This window comes from Macrococcus sp. CoH-51_TC_04 (assembly GCF_058188655.1).
This window is the reverse complement of record NZ_JBVGOY010000011.1, coordinates 32,194-50,716: the sequence shown is the minus strand read 5'-3', so window position 1 is coordinate 50,716 and position 18,523 is coordinate 32,194. Positions and strand designations below refer to the sequence as shown.

Here is an 18,523-nt window from a genome sequence, read left to right as displayed (position 1 = left end):
GTCCTCTTTTTTAGTTGTCAAACCAGGCAGCGTTATTCCCATACAGTCAATTAATCATTCCCAAAGTGATTAATAAAAAGGAGTTGTTGATTATGAAAACAGCAAATATTAATACAAGAAAATTTAGATTGATGTATAACTTTAATCATATTGTCGATATTACAGAATTAGAAGAAAACGGTTATATGTTCAGAACTTTTAGTAATGAGGATTATGTAAACGTTGGAAATGGTATTGTGATTAGAAGACATAGAGATAACAACAACTTTTTAAATAATACTGTAAGAATGTTACCACTCGCTGAGTTACTCAGTCAGATCAAGACAGTAAGAAATTTACAAGGTCAGATTATTTATAAGAGACCGAATCGTGACAGACATATTAGAAAAGTGAACTATGTAAGAAAAGATAGATTGAAAAACTCTTAAAATCAATTCTAGCAGATTGATTTGTGAATACATTCAAAGTGATGTAGACACAATATAGTACTTTGACAACTAAATAACATGACTCTGTGTTCATTCTTTAACTTCTAAGGATGATGAGCTGGAAACAGCCACATAAAAGCGAAAATGCTAGTGTAGAAGAAGGTCTATAAATTGAGTTACTCATTAGGGTAACAGTTATCGTTTATCTAAAAAGCGTTCATCCTCATATTAGTTTGCCAGGATCTGAAAAGGGAGCAAATCTCGTCATTGCGATAATCGAAAGTAGCGATGTTGATATGTAAGGTTTAGAATTCAAAGCCATAAATTCTATAGAACAGACCTAATCAAAGTAAAAAAATTTTTTAATTATAATGGAATTATGTTAGTGTTCACAAATCAATCTGCTAGAAATAACAATAAAAAATCTAAGGGAAAGGAAATGATAATCATGAAAGACATTTATTTAGAAGATATATCTGAAATTAAAAATGCTGTATCAACTTTACTAGATAGATTTGATAATTTATATATTCTAGAAGATGAAACAAATGTAGCGATAGAACTATTAGAAAGATTGAAGTTTAATACGTTATCATTAGACGATATATCAATTACTACAGTGATGCCATTATTTGAAGCTGCAATTAAATATGGATGTGCAGAAAATAAGGAGAACAAATTTAAGTATTTGAATAAAGTGTATTATGGTGAGTTGCCATTAACTTTTTCAGTGACAACAAGTTATATTGTTGTATTAAATGATATAGCTGTTTTAGAGAATGAAATACCCGGTATCAGTGAAGAAATAAAGGAGCATATCAAGGATTATATGGTTGATCATGTAAATAATGCTGGTTTCTTGATACAAAAAGATAGAGATATCATATGTTGTACCGATTATGATATTGATTTGAGTTGTGGGACAAAGTGTAAGGCGACAGATAATACTTATCGTTTTATTAGAGGATTAACGAAGATGCCTGATTCAGAATTATTGTTTAATCTTTTTACGAGTAAGATTATTGTTTATGACATGTTAAATGATAAAATGCTAAATGCTAAAAGTAATAATGATTACAGGTTGAGTTATGCATGATAATCATTATAGTGTTTATATTAATTATATTTTATTTGCTATATAAAAATTATTGTCTTCAGGAAAAACTTTTAACATGTCGTTATGAATTAGAAAGAACAATGGATATTATAGATAAGGCAGTTAAAGAGGGTTTTAAAATCAATTGATTTTAAAACCCTCTTTTTTGTTAGGAGGTGAAATTATTGGTATGAAACAAGAAGTCGTAACAAATATTGATTTGGAGGAACGTTTTAAAAATATAAGAATTAATAAAATGTTTACGGATAAGATGGCAGTAAGTATGACGACCTGGAATCGGTTTGACATTGTGATGGTGTGTCATAGGAATCGTAAGGACATACATATCGTTGTAGATCAGATGTATAAACGACATACGTATAAACGTAGTGATTATGCTAACTACTTATGGAATAAAAGTGGATTTAATAATAAGAAGAAAATATAAATAATAGAAATGGGAGGTGCAGTAAATGAATATCAATAAAGCGAAGTTCATTGATAAAAATACTACATTTTATTTTGATCCACCTTTAGAACGTAGAATGAAACAACTAAATATATCAGACAACTATTTTAGAAGTAGCAACAGCAAGTGATTCATATCAATCAAATGTTAAAAATACAATTTTGGGTCATGTTTATCAAGATAAACTAACAACAAGTGTAAACATATATGATAATGAAGATATGATTCAAGAGATGATTCTAATACCAATAAATCATAATGATTTAGAATTTTTTGATTATGAAGAACAGATATACAAGGTTAATCATCGTGAACTTAGTCATAAGCTTATAAGTATGGTACCAATATTTGAATAAAAGCCCTTAGATTAACTACATAGTCTAAGGGCTTTTATTATTGAAAGGAGTATAACATTGGGGATACCGGTATTTGTACATGAAAGTGATAGCTACACATCATGTGGTAGGGAACATGTTGAAATAATTAAAGAATATTTACTATTATTTGATAATAAGATTATATGTTTGCATACTAATTCTTTAGCTGAAGTAAACGAATATATAGAGAAATATTATAGAGATAAAATTGAAAATGGCATATGTATTATTGATATAACAAAAGCACATATGCTGGCACTATCCGATAAACAATCAATAAAAAATCTTATTGACGCTTTAAGTAATTTTTCAAAGATATCAATTGATATTGATAAAGTGTAGATTATGCATATTATTTTTAAATCTAAAGTTTAAATATTTATTTTGATAAGTTTTAACATTTGCTAAGATATATAGTTTAAGTTGTTTATGTTTAGTGACTATTTCTAAGTGAGGATATGATTCCATATTATCTTTATAGATTAAAAATGAAACTTTATCAGTAATACCATTTAAAGTACAGTTTGATTTTGAACGTATTTGATAATATTCTTCATATTCATTAATCCAGACATGACCATGATAAATATACAAATCTTTAGTAAGAATAGTTGTCTCATTAAAATTGAAAAATAAATCAGCTAGCTTCAGAGAAGTGCTGCCAATCCTTAGTAGTGTCACCTTATTATTATATTCATCTGAATTATATAAACTTACGAGTTTACGCAGAGAATTGATGTTTGAATGAATTACTTTAGTGTTTTGATTATTTTTTATATCTTCATTAAAATTGTCATCATACGAATTAGAGATGGCTTTTGATGATGTTTTAACATGATTATTAGTAATAGGATTAAAACCGTTAACGCTGAGATTTAATCTAAAATCACCTGAATTTTTTAATTCAGATTTATTTAATTTTGATTGATTATTTTTGCTAATTTCCATACCTACAAGACAACTTTCATCATGAACAGCATCTTGATTGCCACAAACAAAGTAAGGTGCTTTTTTTCTTTCATTAGCAATTGTTTTGAAATTTGCACAAGTGTATGGCACTTTGCATTGATCTGAACACTGAAAAGCATGACGATCTTTTAAAATGCCTTTTAATGCTAAGTCATTTGCTTCAAGTGCAGTAATGGGTCTACCAAGTTGTAAAGAAAAGGCAGTTTCTTTTGTCATAATATACACCACCAGTTAAATAGTTTATTCCATTATACCCCAATTACAAATGTAACTGTAATTGGGGTTCTATTTATAAATAAGAAAGGAGTCGCTAATATGAATTCCCCGCGAGCACCAACTGAATAACTGTTTTAAGGGACATAGCCATCAGGTAACGAAAATTACTTGATGGCTTTTTATTATTTAAATTAAAGGAGAATATAGAAATGAACAAAAAATTAATAAGCAAGAAAAACAAGACATTAAAGATACTTCTAGCATCAGGCGTTATCGCCTCATCATTATTAGTATCATATCAAGTAGATGCAGCTGAAGTAACTGTGAAAGATGGAGAATTACGCGCTGTAGAAAATAACTTTTTAATTATTCCTGATGCTGGTAAAGAGATTAAACCGATAGTCACAGTTACAGGCGTAACGCCAAAATCAGTGACTAAACCGACAAATAATGAATATCAGACGGCGGACTACTATATGGAAAAGAATGAGAACTTTGACTCTCATACTTTCCGTCGATTCCAAGATGGGTTTGGCGGAACAAGCATTAGACTAGACCAAGAAACCTCAGAAAAAGCCGTCATTACAGTGCTCTATAAACAACAGGCAACATATAAAGGTGAGCCTGTTGATGTGAAGATGACATTCTCCAATATTAAGGGTGAAACTAATCCTTCTGCAGGAGAAATGAAAGACGTGGGATTTATGATTTCAGATAATATGTTCTCCGGATATTATTATTTGAATGCTAGAGATTTCGACGTTAATGTCGAATTCATTAAAAAAGATGGATCAAAAGTTGTATTCAACAATGATGCATATTTCACATTTAACTCATTGAACTATTATGAGGGCAATCCTAATGTTACAAGCCTGTATAAAAACGAATCAAGTGAATACGTTGGATATAAGAATCAAGATCCTTCATCAGATACTTACTTAACGGCAGATACCAATGTTAAATCTATGACTGTTGATGGAAAGAAAGTATATGGTGGTACTGTTGGTGAATTTACGGATAAGTTAGGTGGAGAAACATTTAAACGAAATACTGTATCATTCCAGGTTAAAGGAGATTCACTAGATTTCGCAGTTGGTACGACAAATCGCTATGGTGCATGGAATTCTATTAGTTCATCCACACTATTTGACGTAGCCCCTAAGAAGCCGTATAAAACTGTAACTGATTCAGATGAGGTAAATAAAACAATGAATACGTTTGAAACAGGTGAGGTATTAACGTTCAAAGTAAACCAGCCAACACAAACATTGGGTGTGGACGCATTACAACGTTATAGTCAGTTTGCGATTGTAGATAATCTGCCTAAAAACACTACTTATGTTGAAGGTTCAGCACGATTACTAGATAGCACTGGTAAAGCTGTAAGTGTATCACCGACATCATTCACATATTCAAAAGATACGCATACATTCATGTTCAATGGTGATGCAGAATTTCTAAACACGATGAATATGGATGGTAAGAACTATACGATAGAATTTAAAGCGAAACCTATTGATGGATTAAAAGAAGGAGATGTAGTTGATAATGTCGCAAAATCAATTATCAACAAAGCCGAGTATCCAACGAATCATACTGTATCTAAAACACATATCCCTACAGCAAGCACTGTTAAAAAGATGGTAGATGCGAAAGTACCAGTGAATGGTGGAGTGCCTACAGTCGAGGAAGGAACTGCATTTAACTATTTTGTCGATTACACAATCACAGATAGTAAATTAAATAATAGGTTAGTCCTAACTGACGACCTAGAAGATGTACTTGATGCAAAAGCCGTTAAGATTTTAGACGAAAAAGGAACAGATATTACATCTAAAGGAACTGTTAATGTTGATGATGCAAAAGAATTAATTACATGGACTGCAAAAACACCTTCTGAATTTGCTGGCCAAAAGTTAAAAATGCAAGTGACAGCAGTATTAAAAACAAAAGCAGATTTAACGCCTTACACAAAAGACGGAAAAATTGAAATTCCAAACGTTGCAAAATTAACAACTAAAGAAGGTGTTAAGTCATCTAATCCTGTTGTCGTCAAACCTATACTTAAATACACATTGGGTGATCAAGTGTGGAATGATGTTAATAAGGATGGAAAACAAGATACTACTGAAAAGGGTATCCCGGGCGCAAAGGTAGAAGTTAAAGATAAAGATGGTAAAGTTGTTGCGACAACAACTACTGACAATAATGGTAAATATGTTGTTAAAGGTTTACCAGCAGGTGATTATACAGTAGATTTCACACCACCGAAAGAATATACACCAGTAGATAAAACAAAGTTAACGCAAACAATCAAATTGGATAAGGATAATATGGATGCCGATTTAGGATTATTCATTCCTACACCACCACCTGCTCCAAAAGACCCTACAAAAACAGTAGTAGATAAATCAGTATTAGATGCGAATGAAAAAGAAGTAGATGCTACAGAAGTTAAAAAAGCAACAGACTACAAGTATCGTGTCAATACTACAATTACTGATAAGAAAGACATCAAGTCATTAGAAATCACAGATGATTTAGAAGATGTACTAGAGGCAAAATCAGCTAAAGTACTTGATAAAGATGGTAAAGACATTACAGCTGAAGGTACATTAACGATTGATAAAGAAAAAGAAATCATTTCTTGGAAAGCAAAAGACCCTACAAAATATTCAGGTCAAAAGTTAGTCCTTGAAGTAGTGGCACAAGTTAAGAAAGATGCTGATTTATCTAAATACACAGATAAAGATGGAAATTTCTTGATTCCTAATACAGCTGATGTAATTGTTGATGGAACAACGACATCATCAGATAAAGTAGATGTTACTGTACCAAAAGATCCATCTAAGACGGTTGTTAAAAAATCAGCAAGCGATGATACGTTAGAAGTAGGTCAATCATATAGTTATTCAGTAGAAACAACAGTTACTGATGACAAAAATGTTAAAGAAGTTATTCTTATTGATGATCTGGAAGATGTATTAGAGGCAAAGTCAGCTAAAGTATTTGATAAAGATGGTAAGAACATTACAGATGAAGGTACATTAACAATTGATGAGGAGAAAGAGATCATCACATGGAAAGCAAAAGATGGCAGTAAGTATATCGGTCAAAAATTAACATTAGCAATTGATACATTCATCAAGAAAGATGCAGATTTAAGTAAGTATACAAGTGAAGATGGAAAGGTTGTAATCCCGAATACTGCTAAAACAATCGTTGGAATTGATAAAGACGGGAAAGTTGTAGAAGAAGAAATTGAATCAAATAAAATAGATGTCACAACAACACCTAAAGTAGAGGAACCGACAACAGAAGCACCGACGACAGAAGAACCAACGACAGAAAGACCTGAATCAGTAGTTGTCCCAACGACAACTGAAACGCCTTCGGTAGAAAAGATTGAAAAACCAAAAACTCAAAGTATCTTACCTCATACAGGTAGTAAGTCATTAGACTTTTTACTATATGCAGGTGCAGCAATCTCCTTATTTGGAGCAGTAGGATACTTCGTGTATCGTAAAAAAATTAGTGAAGAATAATAAGCAATAACTAAGATCAGTACTTTTGTACTGGTCTTTTTTATATAAATTTATAGAAAGGAGATAAGACATTGAACTTAAGTACACAAGAGGTTAAAGCAATTGTAGAAAATGCAGGTTTAGACTTCAATCAGTTTAAACAAGACTGTACAAATGAGTTACAGCTCGATTTCTTAAACAAAGGTAAAGTTTTTAAAGAAATTGAAAAAGATTATCAATTACAGAAAGCTTTGGAACTTGTCTTAAAAAATGCAACTGGTAAGAAAGGTAATAAACATAATTTTGATAAAACAGATGTATTAGAACAAAAAAACGATTAATTAAAAAAATTTAAAGGAGCAATAAGATGAATACAATATTAGATTTGAATTTACTAACATTATTAACAGTACTAGGAGACTTCGATTTTAGTCATTTATTTATGTATAACGATGCGGTACAAAATATTATCAGAGGATTAAAAAAACTATCAAATGCATTGAAATTAATCGGTATCGCATTAGGGGCAATCGGTGTCGCAATGGCAGGTTACCAGTTTATCTGGGGTGGTGCTAACGGTAGTCAACAAGGAAAGCAATATCTGTTAAACACTGCGATTGGTGTCGTTTTAATCGTAGCTGCTACATCAATTATAGACTGGATCACAACTAACGTAACATTCTAATGAAAAGAGAGGATTACCTCTCTTTTATTACTTTTCAAAAGGAGAATACAATATGTCAAATTTAAAAATATTTAAAGTAAAAGTTTCAAATTTACCAAAGGATAAAGATATAAATAAGGTTATCAATTTGACTTCAAAGAAGACTTATTATTTCAGTGAATTTAATGAAAAACTGAAATTATTAAAAGAAGCTGCTGAGAAGAATAATAAAGTATATACATTTGATATAGAGATAGTAGATTATGATGCACCTAACATTGTACATTTCATGTTAAATAATTATGCAATTACTAGAAATACTCCAGATTCAATCAAATCAATCATAGAGTATGAAGCTTTAAAAGATAAAAATGCAGAAGAAAAAGGTGTATCTGAAGATTACAAAAAGCAATTTTTTGGGGCACTACAGGAATCAGAAGATTATGATGTAGCTACTAATGAAAGTGTAAAAAATGGAAAGCTTAAAAAAGTTAGTATCTTCAGCAAGGTAAGCCCATTTAAAAAGAAACAAACTGAAAAGAATATAGAATTTAATGAAGAAGAACAGGATCAGCTAGAAGAATTAAAAGCTGACATGATTGCTTCTGCTAAATCTGATGAGTTACATAAAGAAGATGAAATTGTAAATTTATCTGATTCTCAGCTAAAGCAAAAAGATGCAGAAATTATTGGAAATGCAGTGAATGATGATAAATTATACGAAACAAAAGATTTAGAAAAAGAAAGCTATGATAATAAACTTACTCATTTGAATGCTTCTGTAAATGAAACTGAGAATGAGATAAATTCAGACAATACGATTGAAATATATACTTCAAAGCCAGTAGATGAAGAAAAAATCATTGAATCAAATATTAATGAGATACCAGATAAGTTTCAAGATGTATTAAAAAATGAGGTATCTGATGAAAAATTTAATATAGACGTGCCACAGCTTCATATTGAGAAGCCTGATCTACAAAATATGAGTGAAATTGAAAGAGAAGAAATTATATTCTTAAATAAAAGAGAAGAAGAAAAACAGAAGTATTTGAAAAATCAATCCAATGCTTTAATAAATTCATTAAAAGAGAGTTACTATAATGGCTTAAAAGATATCCAAGACAAAATAGAGGAATACTATAAAGAAAATAAACCAGATTACAAAGAATACATTGATAATCTGATTAATGAACAAGCCCCCCTAAATAAAGACGTTATGGACAGCCTAAATAAAAAGCTCGAAGAAGAAGATAATCTAATATTACAAAAAGATATGGATGACTTTAAAAAACAACATCAGACTAAGAAAGAAATGCTGAAAGAAAAAAGAGAGCTACGCTTAGCTGAAAAACGTAAAGAACTAAACGATGATAACGAAAAGTTAAAAGAGCGTGGCAAGAAAGACCTGGATAACGAACTTAACGAAAAAGTAGATGTATTTAAAGAACAACAGATAAAGTTATTAGAGAATGAAATTTTAAAGCTTAAAGCGTCATTAGAAAAAGAATTAAACTATAACTTAATTAAATATGATTCTGAAACATTTAAAAATCTTTCATTACTACGTGTAGAAATCATTCAAAATAAGAATAAGAGTGATGAATTGAAACTTCAAAAAGAAAAGAATGACAATGAAAGAAAGGCATTAAAACTTGAAGAAGAACGTATTAATTTAGAAATGAAACAAGCTGAAGCAGAAATTTCAAAAGCAAATGCCATAAAAGATGAATCAATTAAATCTGCAAATGATCTTGAAATAGCTAAGCAGGAAGCACTCGCTCGAAAACATGAACTACAGCTAAAACAAGAAGAAAATCATTTAAGGAAGATTGCGGCTGAAGAAGATGCGAACAGATTAAAGCAACAAGAACTTGAACTACGTCAGACTGAGATGGAACTTTACAAAAAAGAAGACGAACAGATGAATAAATTAATTAAATCTAATTATCTTACTCAGATTATACCAAACAAAGAGAAGGAAGAGGCATTTAATGTAGTAGAACCTGCATCAAAGCAGACAGATAATAAATTAGGTAAATTATTGACAAGTGCACTTATTGTTTCATTAATTGGGGGCACAGGTTATGTTGTAGCTGAAAATAATGGGTATTTTGACAGAGATAAAAACAATAAAAATAACCAAGAAAAAGTTATTAAAGATTCTGATGACAAAGAATATAAAATGCTTGTAAATAACCATGATTTTATAGAAGCATATAAAGTTAAACCTAATAAAAAAGATGAGCTGAAAGATAAAGCCTTAGCTGAAAAAGATTTTATTGATGCAGTTGAATTAGCAAAACAGACAAATGATAAAGAATATTTAATAAGAGTTTATCTAGCTAACGGAAATACTGAAGATCTTATCAAGACATATCAGACCATGAGTTACGAAGAAAAATCAGAAATCAGCCAGGATGACTTAGAGAGAATAGCAAAACTATTTATTGATAAGGAAGATAAAGAAAGTACGAAAGCAATTCTTAAAGATATTAAAGATGAAAAAATAAAAAAAGAGATTGAATCACAATTATAGTAAAAGGAGAACCTATCATGACGATTATTCAAATACCAGTAAATGTTAAAGAGATACAAAGTGTTACAAGTTTAGAGAATGAAGAATCAATATTGTTACTAGTTGGATCAGTTGGTGAGACTAACAGAGATTATACATTTGAGTGGAAAAAATCGGTTGACGATAAAGACAGATTAGATAAATTAAAATCACTCATTAAATTATGTGATTATACATTAAATGTTGTGATTGATGTTTCAATTGTACGAAATGATGAAGGAAATTGTGAAATTGAATTCAATTTATACAATAGAATACCAATTATTGAAATTAAGACAGATATCAATAGTATTTTTAAAAGTGAAGGTGTAATGCTAGTCCAAAATATTCAAAAATCACCTGAAAATAAGGTAGTTACAAATCAATCTATTAATGATGAATCTAATGTAAATGTAGAAGATGAAATAGAACAAGAGGTAGATGCACCTAAAACCGAAACTAACTTAGTAAATGATATAGATGAAGTAAGTGAGCCTGATAAGGATAATGAAGATACATTAGAACAGCAGGATTTAAAAACTTCTTTAGATCAATCACTTCACGAGCTATATGATTCAGTATCTAAAGAGGAAATTAATACAGATGAATATAAAGAACAAGTAAAATCTTTTTCAAAAGCATTTATCAGAAAAGCTACGGGAGATTATGATGCTGAACTCCTATCACTTATAACAATCATCACATATGATTCACTTATCCAAAAGAAAAGCTATGAAGCATTCATCAGTAGTATTAAATCATTAACAACCAAAAATGAAGAAACTTTCAACCTATTTAAATATTTTAACCAAAAGCCATCGCATAACCCATTAAAATCTTTGTTTATTGAAGTTATGGATAATATCGAAGATATGCAGGTAGTTGAAAAATATTTAGAAGAAATAAATAGAGCTTTAGATAAAGGAGGGTTTTAAATGGTTAATATGTTAAGAGGCAAGCATATATTAGGATTTATCTTGAATTCCATAAAATTAAAAGAAAATGATAAAGGTGTGTCTACAGCAAAAATTTACTTAAATGTTATGGATAAACGAAGGTTTGTAAATAAGGAAACAAAAGAAGTAGAATACAGGTCATACTACACAACTTTACCATTCCACCTATATGGTCATGTTGCAGAATATGCTTCTAAATATTTAGTTGAAGGACAGAAGATATTGATTGAGTATTCGATTGACAGTTTTAAATCAAGAGATAATAGCAATCCATCGTATCCACACCCATATTTTATTGCAACGAGCATTGTGCCACAGGAGAAATCAGAAGATGCAGAAGAACGTATGCTGTATCTGAAGATGGAAAGACAGAAAAAAAGAGAAGCAAAAGAAGAAAGTAAAAAATCAGAAGAAAATAATGTAAATGTTAATGAAGAAGATGAACTTGACTATGAAGTATATCAACACAACTTTACTTATAGTGATATCAGTGATAAAGAACTAGATGAAGATTTAGCTTTCTAAGCATTCTAAGAAATTAGGTGACAAGATGTTAGATAATATATTAATCGCAACAAATAAACAGAAACCAATAGAAAAGCAGATTATAAAATCTGAAAGAAAACCCTTTAAGATTAAGGAGTTAGTTGCTGACAGAAGGATTATGTATACATTTTCGATCACAGTCTTTTTTGTTACAGCAGTAATATCTAATCTAATCGTTAATTATTTTTCAGGTATTAAAGAAAACTTTGTCAGATTAATACCTAAAAATAAGGATGTAGATATCTGGCAGAAAATCGACATGATTATCAGTTACAACACTCAATTTTTTACAGATCACGTCAATTCTTTAGAAAAGTTTAAGTTATTGATAACAAGCCCAACACAACATCTGTTGTATTGGGCTATTTTATTTATTATCTTTTCCTATCTCTTTCAGAATAAAATATTTGGTTTTTATAAGAAATATCGAAAAATGAATTATGGTCAGAAAGGCACTTCAAGATTTGCGACAGTCAGGGAATTAAAAAGGCAATATAAATCAGTACCTCAGCAAACATTGGAATATGATGGTGATCCTGGTGTACCCATGACGCATATTAATGATCTGCCAGCATTATTAAAGATGCGTGGCTTTAATAAATTCTTTTATAACGGCAAGTTCTTAATTGATACAGATACAATTAATGTTGCTGTTATCGGTACATCACGATCTGGTAAAGGTGAATCATTGGTTTTTCCAGCGACAGATATTGATACGAGAGCAAAGAACAAGCCATCTTTAGTATTTGCAGATCCTAAAGGTGAACTATATGCAGGGAGCTATGAAACATTAAGAAAGCGAGGGTATGACGTAGAAGTATTGAACCTGGTAAATCCCGATGACGGTATGAGTTACAACATGCTAGAGATTATCAAACAGGAATATATCAAAGGAGACTTTGCACAGGCAGAACAGTATTGCGTATCTTTGACAAAGACACTCTTTCCAGGGAAAGGTTCAGATCCATTCTGGGACAATGCAGCTGCATCATTAGTTAATGCGTTAATCTTTACTGTTATTCACAGAGCATTAGAAGAAGGAAAACCTGAACGTATTACGATGCGTAATGTTGTTGATTTATTAAATACTTTAGGGCCAGAAACAGAGAACTATCTGAATGAAGATGGTGAATCTATAAACAGATTAGATGAATATATTATGTCACTACCTGATGGCTCCATTGCGAAGAAACAATATGCGACAAGTGCCTTTGCAGGAGGAAATACAAGATCAAGTATTCTGACAGTAGCATCTACGACACTACAGATATTTACATCAGAAAAACTTTCTAAAATGGGTTCGGCAAACTCTGTTGACTTTACAAGAGTTGGGTTTAATAAACGACTGAGAGTTAAATTTGATTTGAAATACATGTATGAACGTGGCGTAGTGATCTACGGTTACAGAGAAAAAGATGAATTAAGAGCAAACTTTAAAGTAGACTCACTTGGATATATGGAAAATAACTTTAAACGTACGATGAAACCAGGAGAAACTATTAGAATAGAAATCTTAGGAGATGTATTTGAATATATCTTTTATCGTGAAGCACCTGGATTTGTAAAGGTTGAAATTGATGAATACACAGGAGATAGAATTTATCCTAAAACTGCGTATTTGAAGCCAGTTGAAGATAATACAGGCATACTTGAAACGACATGTTTCTATAGTGAAAAACCAATAGCAGTATTTATGGTTGTACCTGATTATGACAGCTCAATTCATGTTGTAGCGAGTATCTTTATATCACAGCTTTATACGATGCTTGCGAGAAGAGCTTCAGAAAGTGGTGGTAAATGTCATCAGAGAGTTAAGTTCAGGTTAGATGAATTTGGTAACTTCCCACCAATACATGATATGGCAAATATTATGACCGTTTGTTTAGGGCGAAATATACTGTTTGAACTTTATGTTCAAGGCTATACTCAGCTACCTGCGAAATATGGTAAAGAGGATGCTGACACAATAAAAGATAACTGCCAGGTTCATATCTACATTAAATCAACAAATAAGGAAACGAACGATGAAATAGCTGCTAAGTGTGGCATGAAGACAGTGACATCCACGACTAGAAATAGAAATGGATCAATGTTTAATACTGAAATCAGTGAAACAGATAGTATAGAGCAAGTTCCAATTATTGAAGCTGATTTACTACCTAAATTTGTTCAAGGAGAACAGGTGATATTAAGGTTCTTGAAATCACTGGATAATAAGAAGAAAGCGATGCGACCAGAACCTATTTATAATCATAATGAAACACAGACACCATTCAGATTCCGTTATCTAGCAAATGATTTTGAGCCAGCTAATCAGTTTGCAGACTTTGATATACCTTCGCTTCATAGAAAGTTAAAGCTATCCGACTATAGAATTAACTGGAAGGAACGACCTGAAAAAGTCACAGTGATATCAAAAGGATATATCGCAAGTCTTGAATACTTCGATAAAGAAAATAAAGAAGAACTGATGCGCATTTGTAAGGAAATCACTAATGATTATGAACTCTACCACGCATTACTTGAAGTACAATCGGAAGATGTTATTTCAAGTACGATTCAGCGTATCTTACAGAATAAAGGATGGAGTGCAGAAGAAATTGAAAGTCCAGCATCAAGAATTACACAGAAATTAAGAGAGATTAAAGAAGGAAAGAAGACAGTAAGAAATCCATTAAGCCAAAAATCAACGATTGAAGTAGTTGAACCATCGAAATTTATTTCAGATAAATATTTTGATGAAAACATAGTGAATATCATAACAGGAGAACTAGAAAAGTTACTACCAAAGAGAATGTTTGAAGAATTAATTGAAATGGATAAGAAATCTTTTGAGAATACATTCAATGAATTAAAACAAAATGAAGCTTACGCTGAATTAGAAAAACTGGAGAAAGCGATAGCAAAAGAAAGACTTATGAATAAATAGAAAGTAGGGTGAAATAGTGAGCTATGAAGATATATTAGAAACATATAAAGAATATTTTGTTCAGCAGGACTGGGTATGGATGATTCTATTCAAAGTATTATGGGGGATGGTGCTATTTTGTCATGCGACTATAGCAATACTAGAAAAAGGATTAGATAAAATGTTGACCTTCAATGGTTTCTTTGAAAGTGAGGCCATGGATGGAGTGAATGATGTTGTGATGCCAATTGCGATGGCATTATTTACAATGTCTCTAATATGGATAGGTTATCTTATTATGTCTGGTCGTGGCATCAAGAAGGGCGATGTATTTATGAATGTGCTTCTTGCTTTTGGCCTGATATTAGGGATACCTTATCTGACAACAGAGTTAAACAATATCTCAACAGAACTTGTACAGGCTGGAAAGGATGCAGGGAGTGGTGAAACCTTAAAATCAGAGAACTTTGCGACACAGATTGTTGCGATGAATACAGTAGACCTACTGTATCTAAGTCGTGAAATGGATTGGGAGCTGAATAAAGAGACATATATCAATAATGATATTTCAAACTCCAATATCAAGAATAAAGATTTTTCAGGACTAATCAATGCCTCGAAAGATTCAGATGGGATTGAAGAAGCAGGAGATAGAGATTATAAGTTAAGTTCACTTGAAAGAAATGTGTTCAGTCATAAAATTGTAGATGGTGAAGATGGTGGAGTTAACTTTGAAGAAATTAAACCTGCCGAATTTAAATTTATCGGACAGGTGGGATTCCTGAATAAATGGTATTACAGATATAATGCAAACTTCTTTACAATGTTCATTCAGTTTGGAGTGCTAGGATTCGTCTTAATATTCGCGATGTTCAAGACGATGTTACTTATGATGGAGATTGCATTCCAAAAATTAATTGCACCATGGATAGCAGCTACAGATATTACAACAGGTCAAAAGATGAAAACATTTATGAACGACTTTGTTATGAATTATGCAGCTATCGGAATTCTAGCGTTTGTTATGAAATTATATCTACTTGCGATGCAGTATATAACGACTTTAGGATGGAATCCTTGGATTATATCAGTTGCCATGATCGCACTAGGAAAATTTGTTATAGATGGTCCAGAAACAGCCAAAAGGCTACTAGGAATAGACGTTGGTGTTCAAGATGGATATAAAGCGCTGATGGGAAGTTTAGCAGCTGGTGGAGCCATGATTGGTGCTGGTAAGATGTTAGGTAAAGGTGTATCTTCAGCAAAAGATGGAGTGAATAATCTACGTGAAAAACAAGCAGATCCAAATCATAAAGGATTAGCTGAACGTTTTGGTGGCAAAACAGCAGATGCAATCAAAGGTATGACACGTGAAGCTGGCGAATTATCTTCTGCAGGTGTAGGTGGATATGTATCTAATAAATCGAATGAAGCTATGACAAAAATGAAAACTGGCATTACTGATACAGCAGAAGCTGTTAAATCGAGTATTATAGATAATGGACTTACTGAATCGTTTGCAGAAGGAAAGGCAAATGCTCAAGCTTATGCAGATTCTACCTCTACATCAAAAGCCATGCCTTCAGCTATGCAAAAAGCTGTAAGTCAGGTTGTCGATAACAATTCTGGTTTATTAACGACAGGAGAAAGAAATGTATTAGAAAAAGTGATACGCGGAGATTCAGGATTATCAGATGATGAACGAAATGTGATTGAAAGATTATCTAATTCTGGTTCATTAAGTGAAAATGACAGAGACATCCTAAGAAATGTTCTAACACAGACATCTAATGCAGGGCAACTAGAAGACCAAACAGCAGTACAGCGATATCTCACTGAATCTGGAAATAATTTAAATTCAGAAGATAAAACAGCACTTGAAAGATTAATACGTGATCCTTCTAATGTATCAGCAGAAGACAGGTTAGCGATAGAACGTGTTCTATCTAATGATAATAGTAATCTAAAAGCAGAAGATAGATTAGCGATAGAAAGGTTGTTGCAGACAGGAAATAGTGGTGTAACTGCATCAGATAGAACAGCAATAGAAAATGTTCTATCAAATGATAATCAATTAAGCACAAACGACAGACAAGTGATGGAAAGGGTGTTATCTAATCCATCAGAAGCAACAAGTCAAGATAGACAAGCGTTTGAGAGAGTTATCAGTCAAAATATGAGCAACTTAAACCAGGAACAGAAGACAGCCTTCCAGAACATACAGCAACAGATGAATAGTACGATTGCACCAGATTTAAGACCTGCAATACAATCATATGTACAGAATCAAGGGTCGAGTATGAGTAATGGTGACAGACAGGTAATGGAAAGAGTGATTTCTAGCCCAACACAAGCAACAAGTCAGGATAGGCAGGCATTTGAAAGAATTATCAGTCAAAATACTGGTAGTATGAATCAAGAACAAAGAACAGCCTTCCAAAACGTACACCAACAGATGAATGGTACGATTGCACCAGATGTTAAACCTGCAATACAATCATTTATACAGAATCAAGGATTGAGTATGAGTAATGGTGATAGACAGGTAATGGAAAGAGTAATCTCTAATCCATCACAAGCGACAAGTCAAGACAAACAAGTATTTGAAAGAGTTGTCAGTCAAAATACAGGTAATATGAATCAAGAACAACGTACAGCGTTTCAGCAAGTAAATCAGCAGTTGGGAAGCACAGTATCTTCTGATGTAAAACCAATTATGCAGTCATTCGTTCGATCGCAGGGATCAAATATGAATACTGAAGAAAGACAAATCATGGAGAAAGTAATATCATCACCATTAAAAGTGACTAACCAGGAAAGAGCAGTATTTGAAAAAGTGATACAGCAAAATACAGGCACCTTTACACAAGAGCAGAGAACAGCATTTCAACATGTAAATCAACAACTTGAAAAAGTCACTGTTCAAAAACAGAATACAAACACTTTATTTAAAGGAATAGATAAAGGATAAAACATAAAGCATATATTATACTTTATGCTATTGTAAAATTTGATAGGTATAATATTATTAACAAGGATATAGTCCATGGATTAGTATGGGTTTGTAAAATAAGACTGGATAAGCATCGGTACAACGATATTTACAAAGATGTAATCCATGTTTGTAAAAATCGATTAATTAAGATATAATGATGATAACAAAGATTATTTTCACAGAAACACCGAACCCCCTAACTGGGCAAACAGTTAGGGGGTTTTTTAGGTGCTGGTATGCCGTCTTACGACTTACGTTGATCTAACCAGTGAGAAAACAACGCAAGGACGACACCGACAATAATCGGTGCAATAATGTCAACAAAGATTATTTCCACAGAGATCACCTCCTTCCATAAGAACTCGCCTATGGAAGTAAAGACGGCTTTAATATTATATCATTAAAAATGTTTAAAAGGCATTTGCTATCTGATACGTTAGCAAATGCCTTTTTTTATTATCTGAAATAAATAGGAGGAAAAAATGAGTAAAAATATTGGAAATCAAGGATATACAATACCAAGAGATATGAAAGCAGATATATTAATCATCGGAAAAACAACTTTAAAAGATATCATTGTCATTATTATATTCGTTGTTTTGGGTTTCATGTTAGCAAACTTTATAGATGGTGGCCCGATACTTACAACTATTATTGTAATTATTCAATTTCTTGTAGGTGGGATTGCGATTGCAAAACCTAAAACGAACCCTGATAAACCGATGTATTTAGTAATCGCATCTATGTTCAGGATGGATAAGAATGTTTACAGAAGTTTAGATTATACGAAATATATTAAAAAGGAGATGAAGTAACGA

The 18,523-nt window shown here is 31.9% G+C and carries 15 protein-coding genes; 13 read left to right on the top strand and 2 right to left on the bottom strand.

What is annotated here, in order from left to right; all coding sequences use genetic code 11:
- Nucleotides 1–92 precede the first annotated feature (92 nt).
- From ACZ2V4_RS09885 to ACZ2V4_RS09870, 4 genes are all read left to right on the top strand, one after another.
- On the top strand, nt 93–428 hold the full coding sequence (locus ACZ2V4_RS09885) for a hypothetical protein (protein ID WP_012655899.1): 336 nt from the start codon (nt 93–95) through the stop codon (nt 426–428).
- Between the two features lie 448 nt (nt 429–876).
- The gene (locus ACZ2V4_RS09880) at nt 877–1,524 is read left to right on the top strand and encodes a hypothetical protein (protein ID WP_012655900.1); all 648 of its coding nucleotides are present in this window, start codon (nt 877–879) and stop codon (nt 1,522–1,524) included.
- Nucleotides 1,525–1,714: 190 nt separating this feature from the next.
- A complete protein-coding gene (locus tag ACZ2V4_RS09875) occupies nt 1,715–1,972 on the top strand; it encodes a hypothetical protein (RefSeq protein ID WP_101141018.1) in 258 nt (85 codons plus the stop codon).
- A 434-nt stretch (nt 1,973–2,406) separates the two neighbouring features.
- The gene (locus ACZ2V4_RS09870; RefSeq protein ID WP_012655902.1) at nt 2,407–2,712 is read left to right on the top strand and encodes a hypothetical protein; all 306 of its coding nucleotides are present in this window, start codon (nt 2,407–2,409) and stop codon (nt 2,710–2,712) included.
- Here the strand turns inward: ACZ2V4_RS09870 and ACZ2V4_RS09865 are convergent.
- Nucleotides 2,689–3,555, bottom strand: a complete 867-nt coding sequence (locus ACZ2V4_RS09865) for a hypothetical protein (RefSeq protein WP_050742491.1) — start codon at nt 3,553–3,555, stop codon at nt 2,689–2,691. The genes ACZ2V4_RS09870 and ACZ2V4_RS09865 overlap by 24 nt on opposite strands.
- Nucleotides 3,556–3,764: 209 nt before the next feature.
- Between ACZ2V4_RS09865 and ACZ2V4_RS09860 the strand changes: the two genes are divergently transcribed.
- The 8 genes from ACZ2V4_RS09860 (at nt 3,765) to ACZ2V4_RS09825 (ending at nt 17,681) form a co-directional block, all read left to right on the top strand.
- The gene (locus ACZ2V4_RS09860; RefSeq protein WP_490514815.1) at nt 3,765–7,100 is read left to right on the top strand and encodes an isopeptide-forming domain-containing fimbrial protein; all 3,336 of its coding nucleotides are present in this window, start codon (nt 3,765–3,767) and stop codon (nt 7,098–7,100) included.
- Nucleotides 7,101–7,171: 71 nt separating this feature from the next.
- Nucleotides 7,172–7,420: a hypothetical protein gene (locus ACZ2V4_RS09855; RefSeq protein ID WP_490514814.1), complete on the top strand. Its 249-nt coding sequence runs from the start codon at nt 7,172–7,174 to the stop codon at nt 7,418–7,420.
- A 26-nt stretch (nt 7,421–7,446) separates the two neighbouring features.
- The gene (locus tag ACZ2V4_RS09850; protein WP_012655905.1) at nt 7,447–7,764 is read left to right on the top strand and encodes a TrbC/VirB2 family protein; all 318 of its coding nucleotides are present in this window, start codon (nt 7,447–7,449) and stop codon (nt 7,762–7,764) included.
- 52 nt (nt 7,765–7,816) lie between these two features.
- A complete protein-coding gene (locus tag ACZ2V4_RS09845; RefSeq protein WP_012655906.1) occupies nt 7,817–10,282 on the top strand; it encodes a coiled-coil domain-containing protein in 2,466 nt (821 codons plus the stop codon).
- A 17-nt stretch (nt 10,283–10,299) separates the two neighbouring features.
- The gene (locus ACZ2V4_RS09840) at nt 10,300–11,235 is read left to right on the top strand and encodes a hypothetical protein (protein WP_103214518.1); all 936 of its coding nucleotides are present in this window, start codon (nt 10,300–10,302) and stop codon (nt 11,233–11,235) included.
- The gene (locus ACZ2V4_RS09835; protein ID WP_012655908.1) at nt 11,236–11,781 is read left to right on the top strand and encodes a hypothetical protein; all 546 of its coding nucleotides are present in this window, start codon (nt 11,236–11,238) and stop codon (nt 11,779–11,781) included.
- Between the two features lie 25 nt (nt 11,782–11,806).
- Nucleotides 11,807–14,731 carry a VirD4-like conjugal transfer protein, CD1115 family gene (locus ACZ2V4_RS09830; protein ID WP_050742492.1) on the top strand — a complete coding sequence of 975 codons (2,925 nt, stop codon included), beginning with the start codon at nt 11,807–11,809 and terminating at the stop codon, nt 14,729–14,731.
- A 16-nt stretch (nt 14,732–14,747) separates the two neighbouring features.
- Entirely contained in the window at nt 14,748–17,681 is a 2,934-nt protein-coding gene (locus ACZ2V4_RS09825) for a pLS20_p028 family conjugation system transmembrane protein (RefSeq protein ID WP_490514813.1), read from the top strand.
- Nucleotides 17,682–17,949: 268 nt separating this feature from the next.
- Here the strand turns inward: ACZ2V4_RS09825 and ACZ2V4_RS09820 are convergent, their stop codons facing one another.
- On the bottom strand, nt 17,950–18,042 hold the full coding sequence (locus tag ACZ2V4_RS09820) for a type I toxin-antitoxin system Fst family toxin (RefSeq protein WP_133420420.1): 93 nt from the start codon (nt 18,040–18,042) through the stop codon (nt 17,950–17,952).
- Nucleotides 18,043–18,187: 145 nt separating this feature from the next.
- Here ACZ2V4_RS09820 and ACZ2V4_RS09815 point away from each other — a divergent pair, with 145 nt between their 5' ends.
- A complete protein-coding gene (locus ACZ2V4_RS09815) occupies nt 18,188–18,520 on the top strand; it encodes a DUF5592 family protein (RefSeq protein ID WP_012655847.1) in 333 nt (110 codons plus the stop codon).
- Nucleotides 18,521–18,523 lie beyond the last annotated feature (3 nt).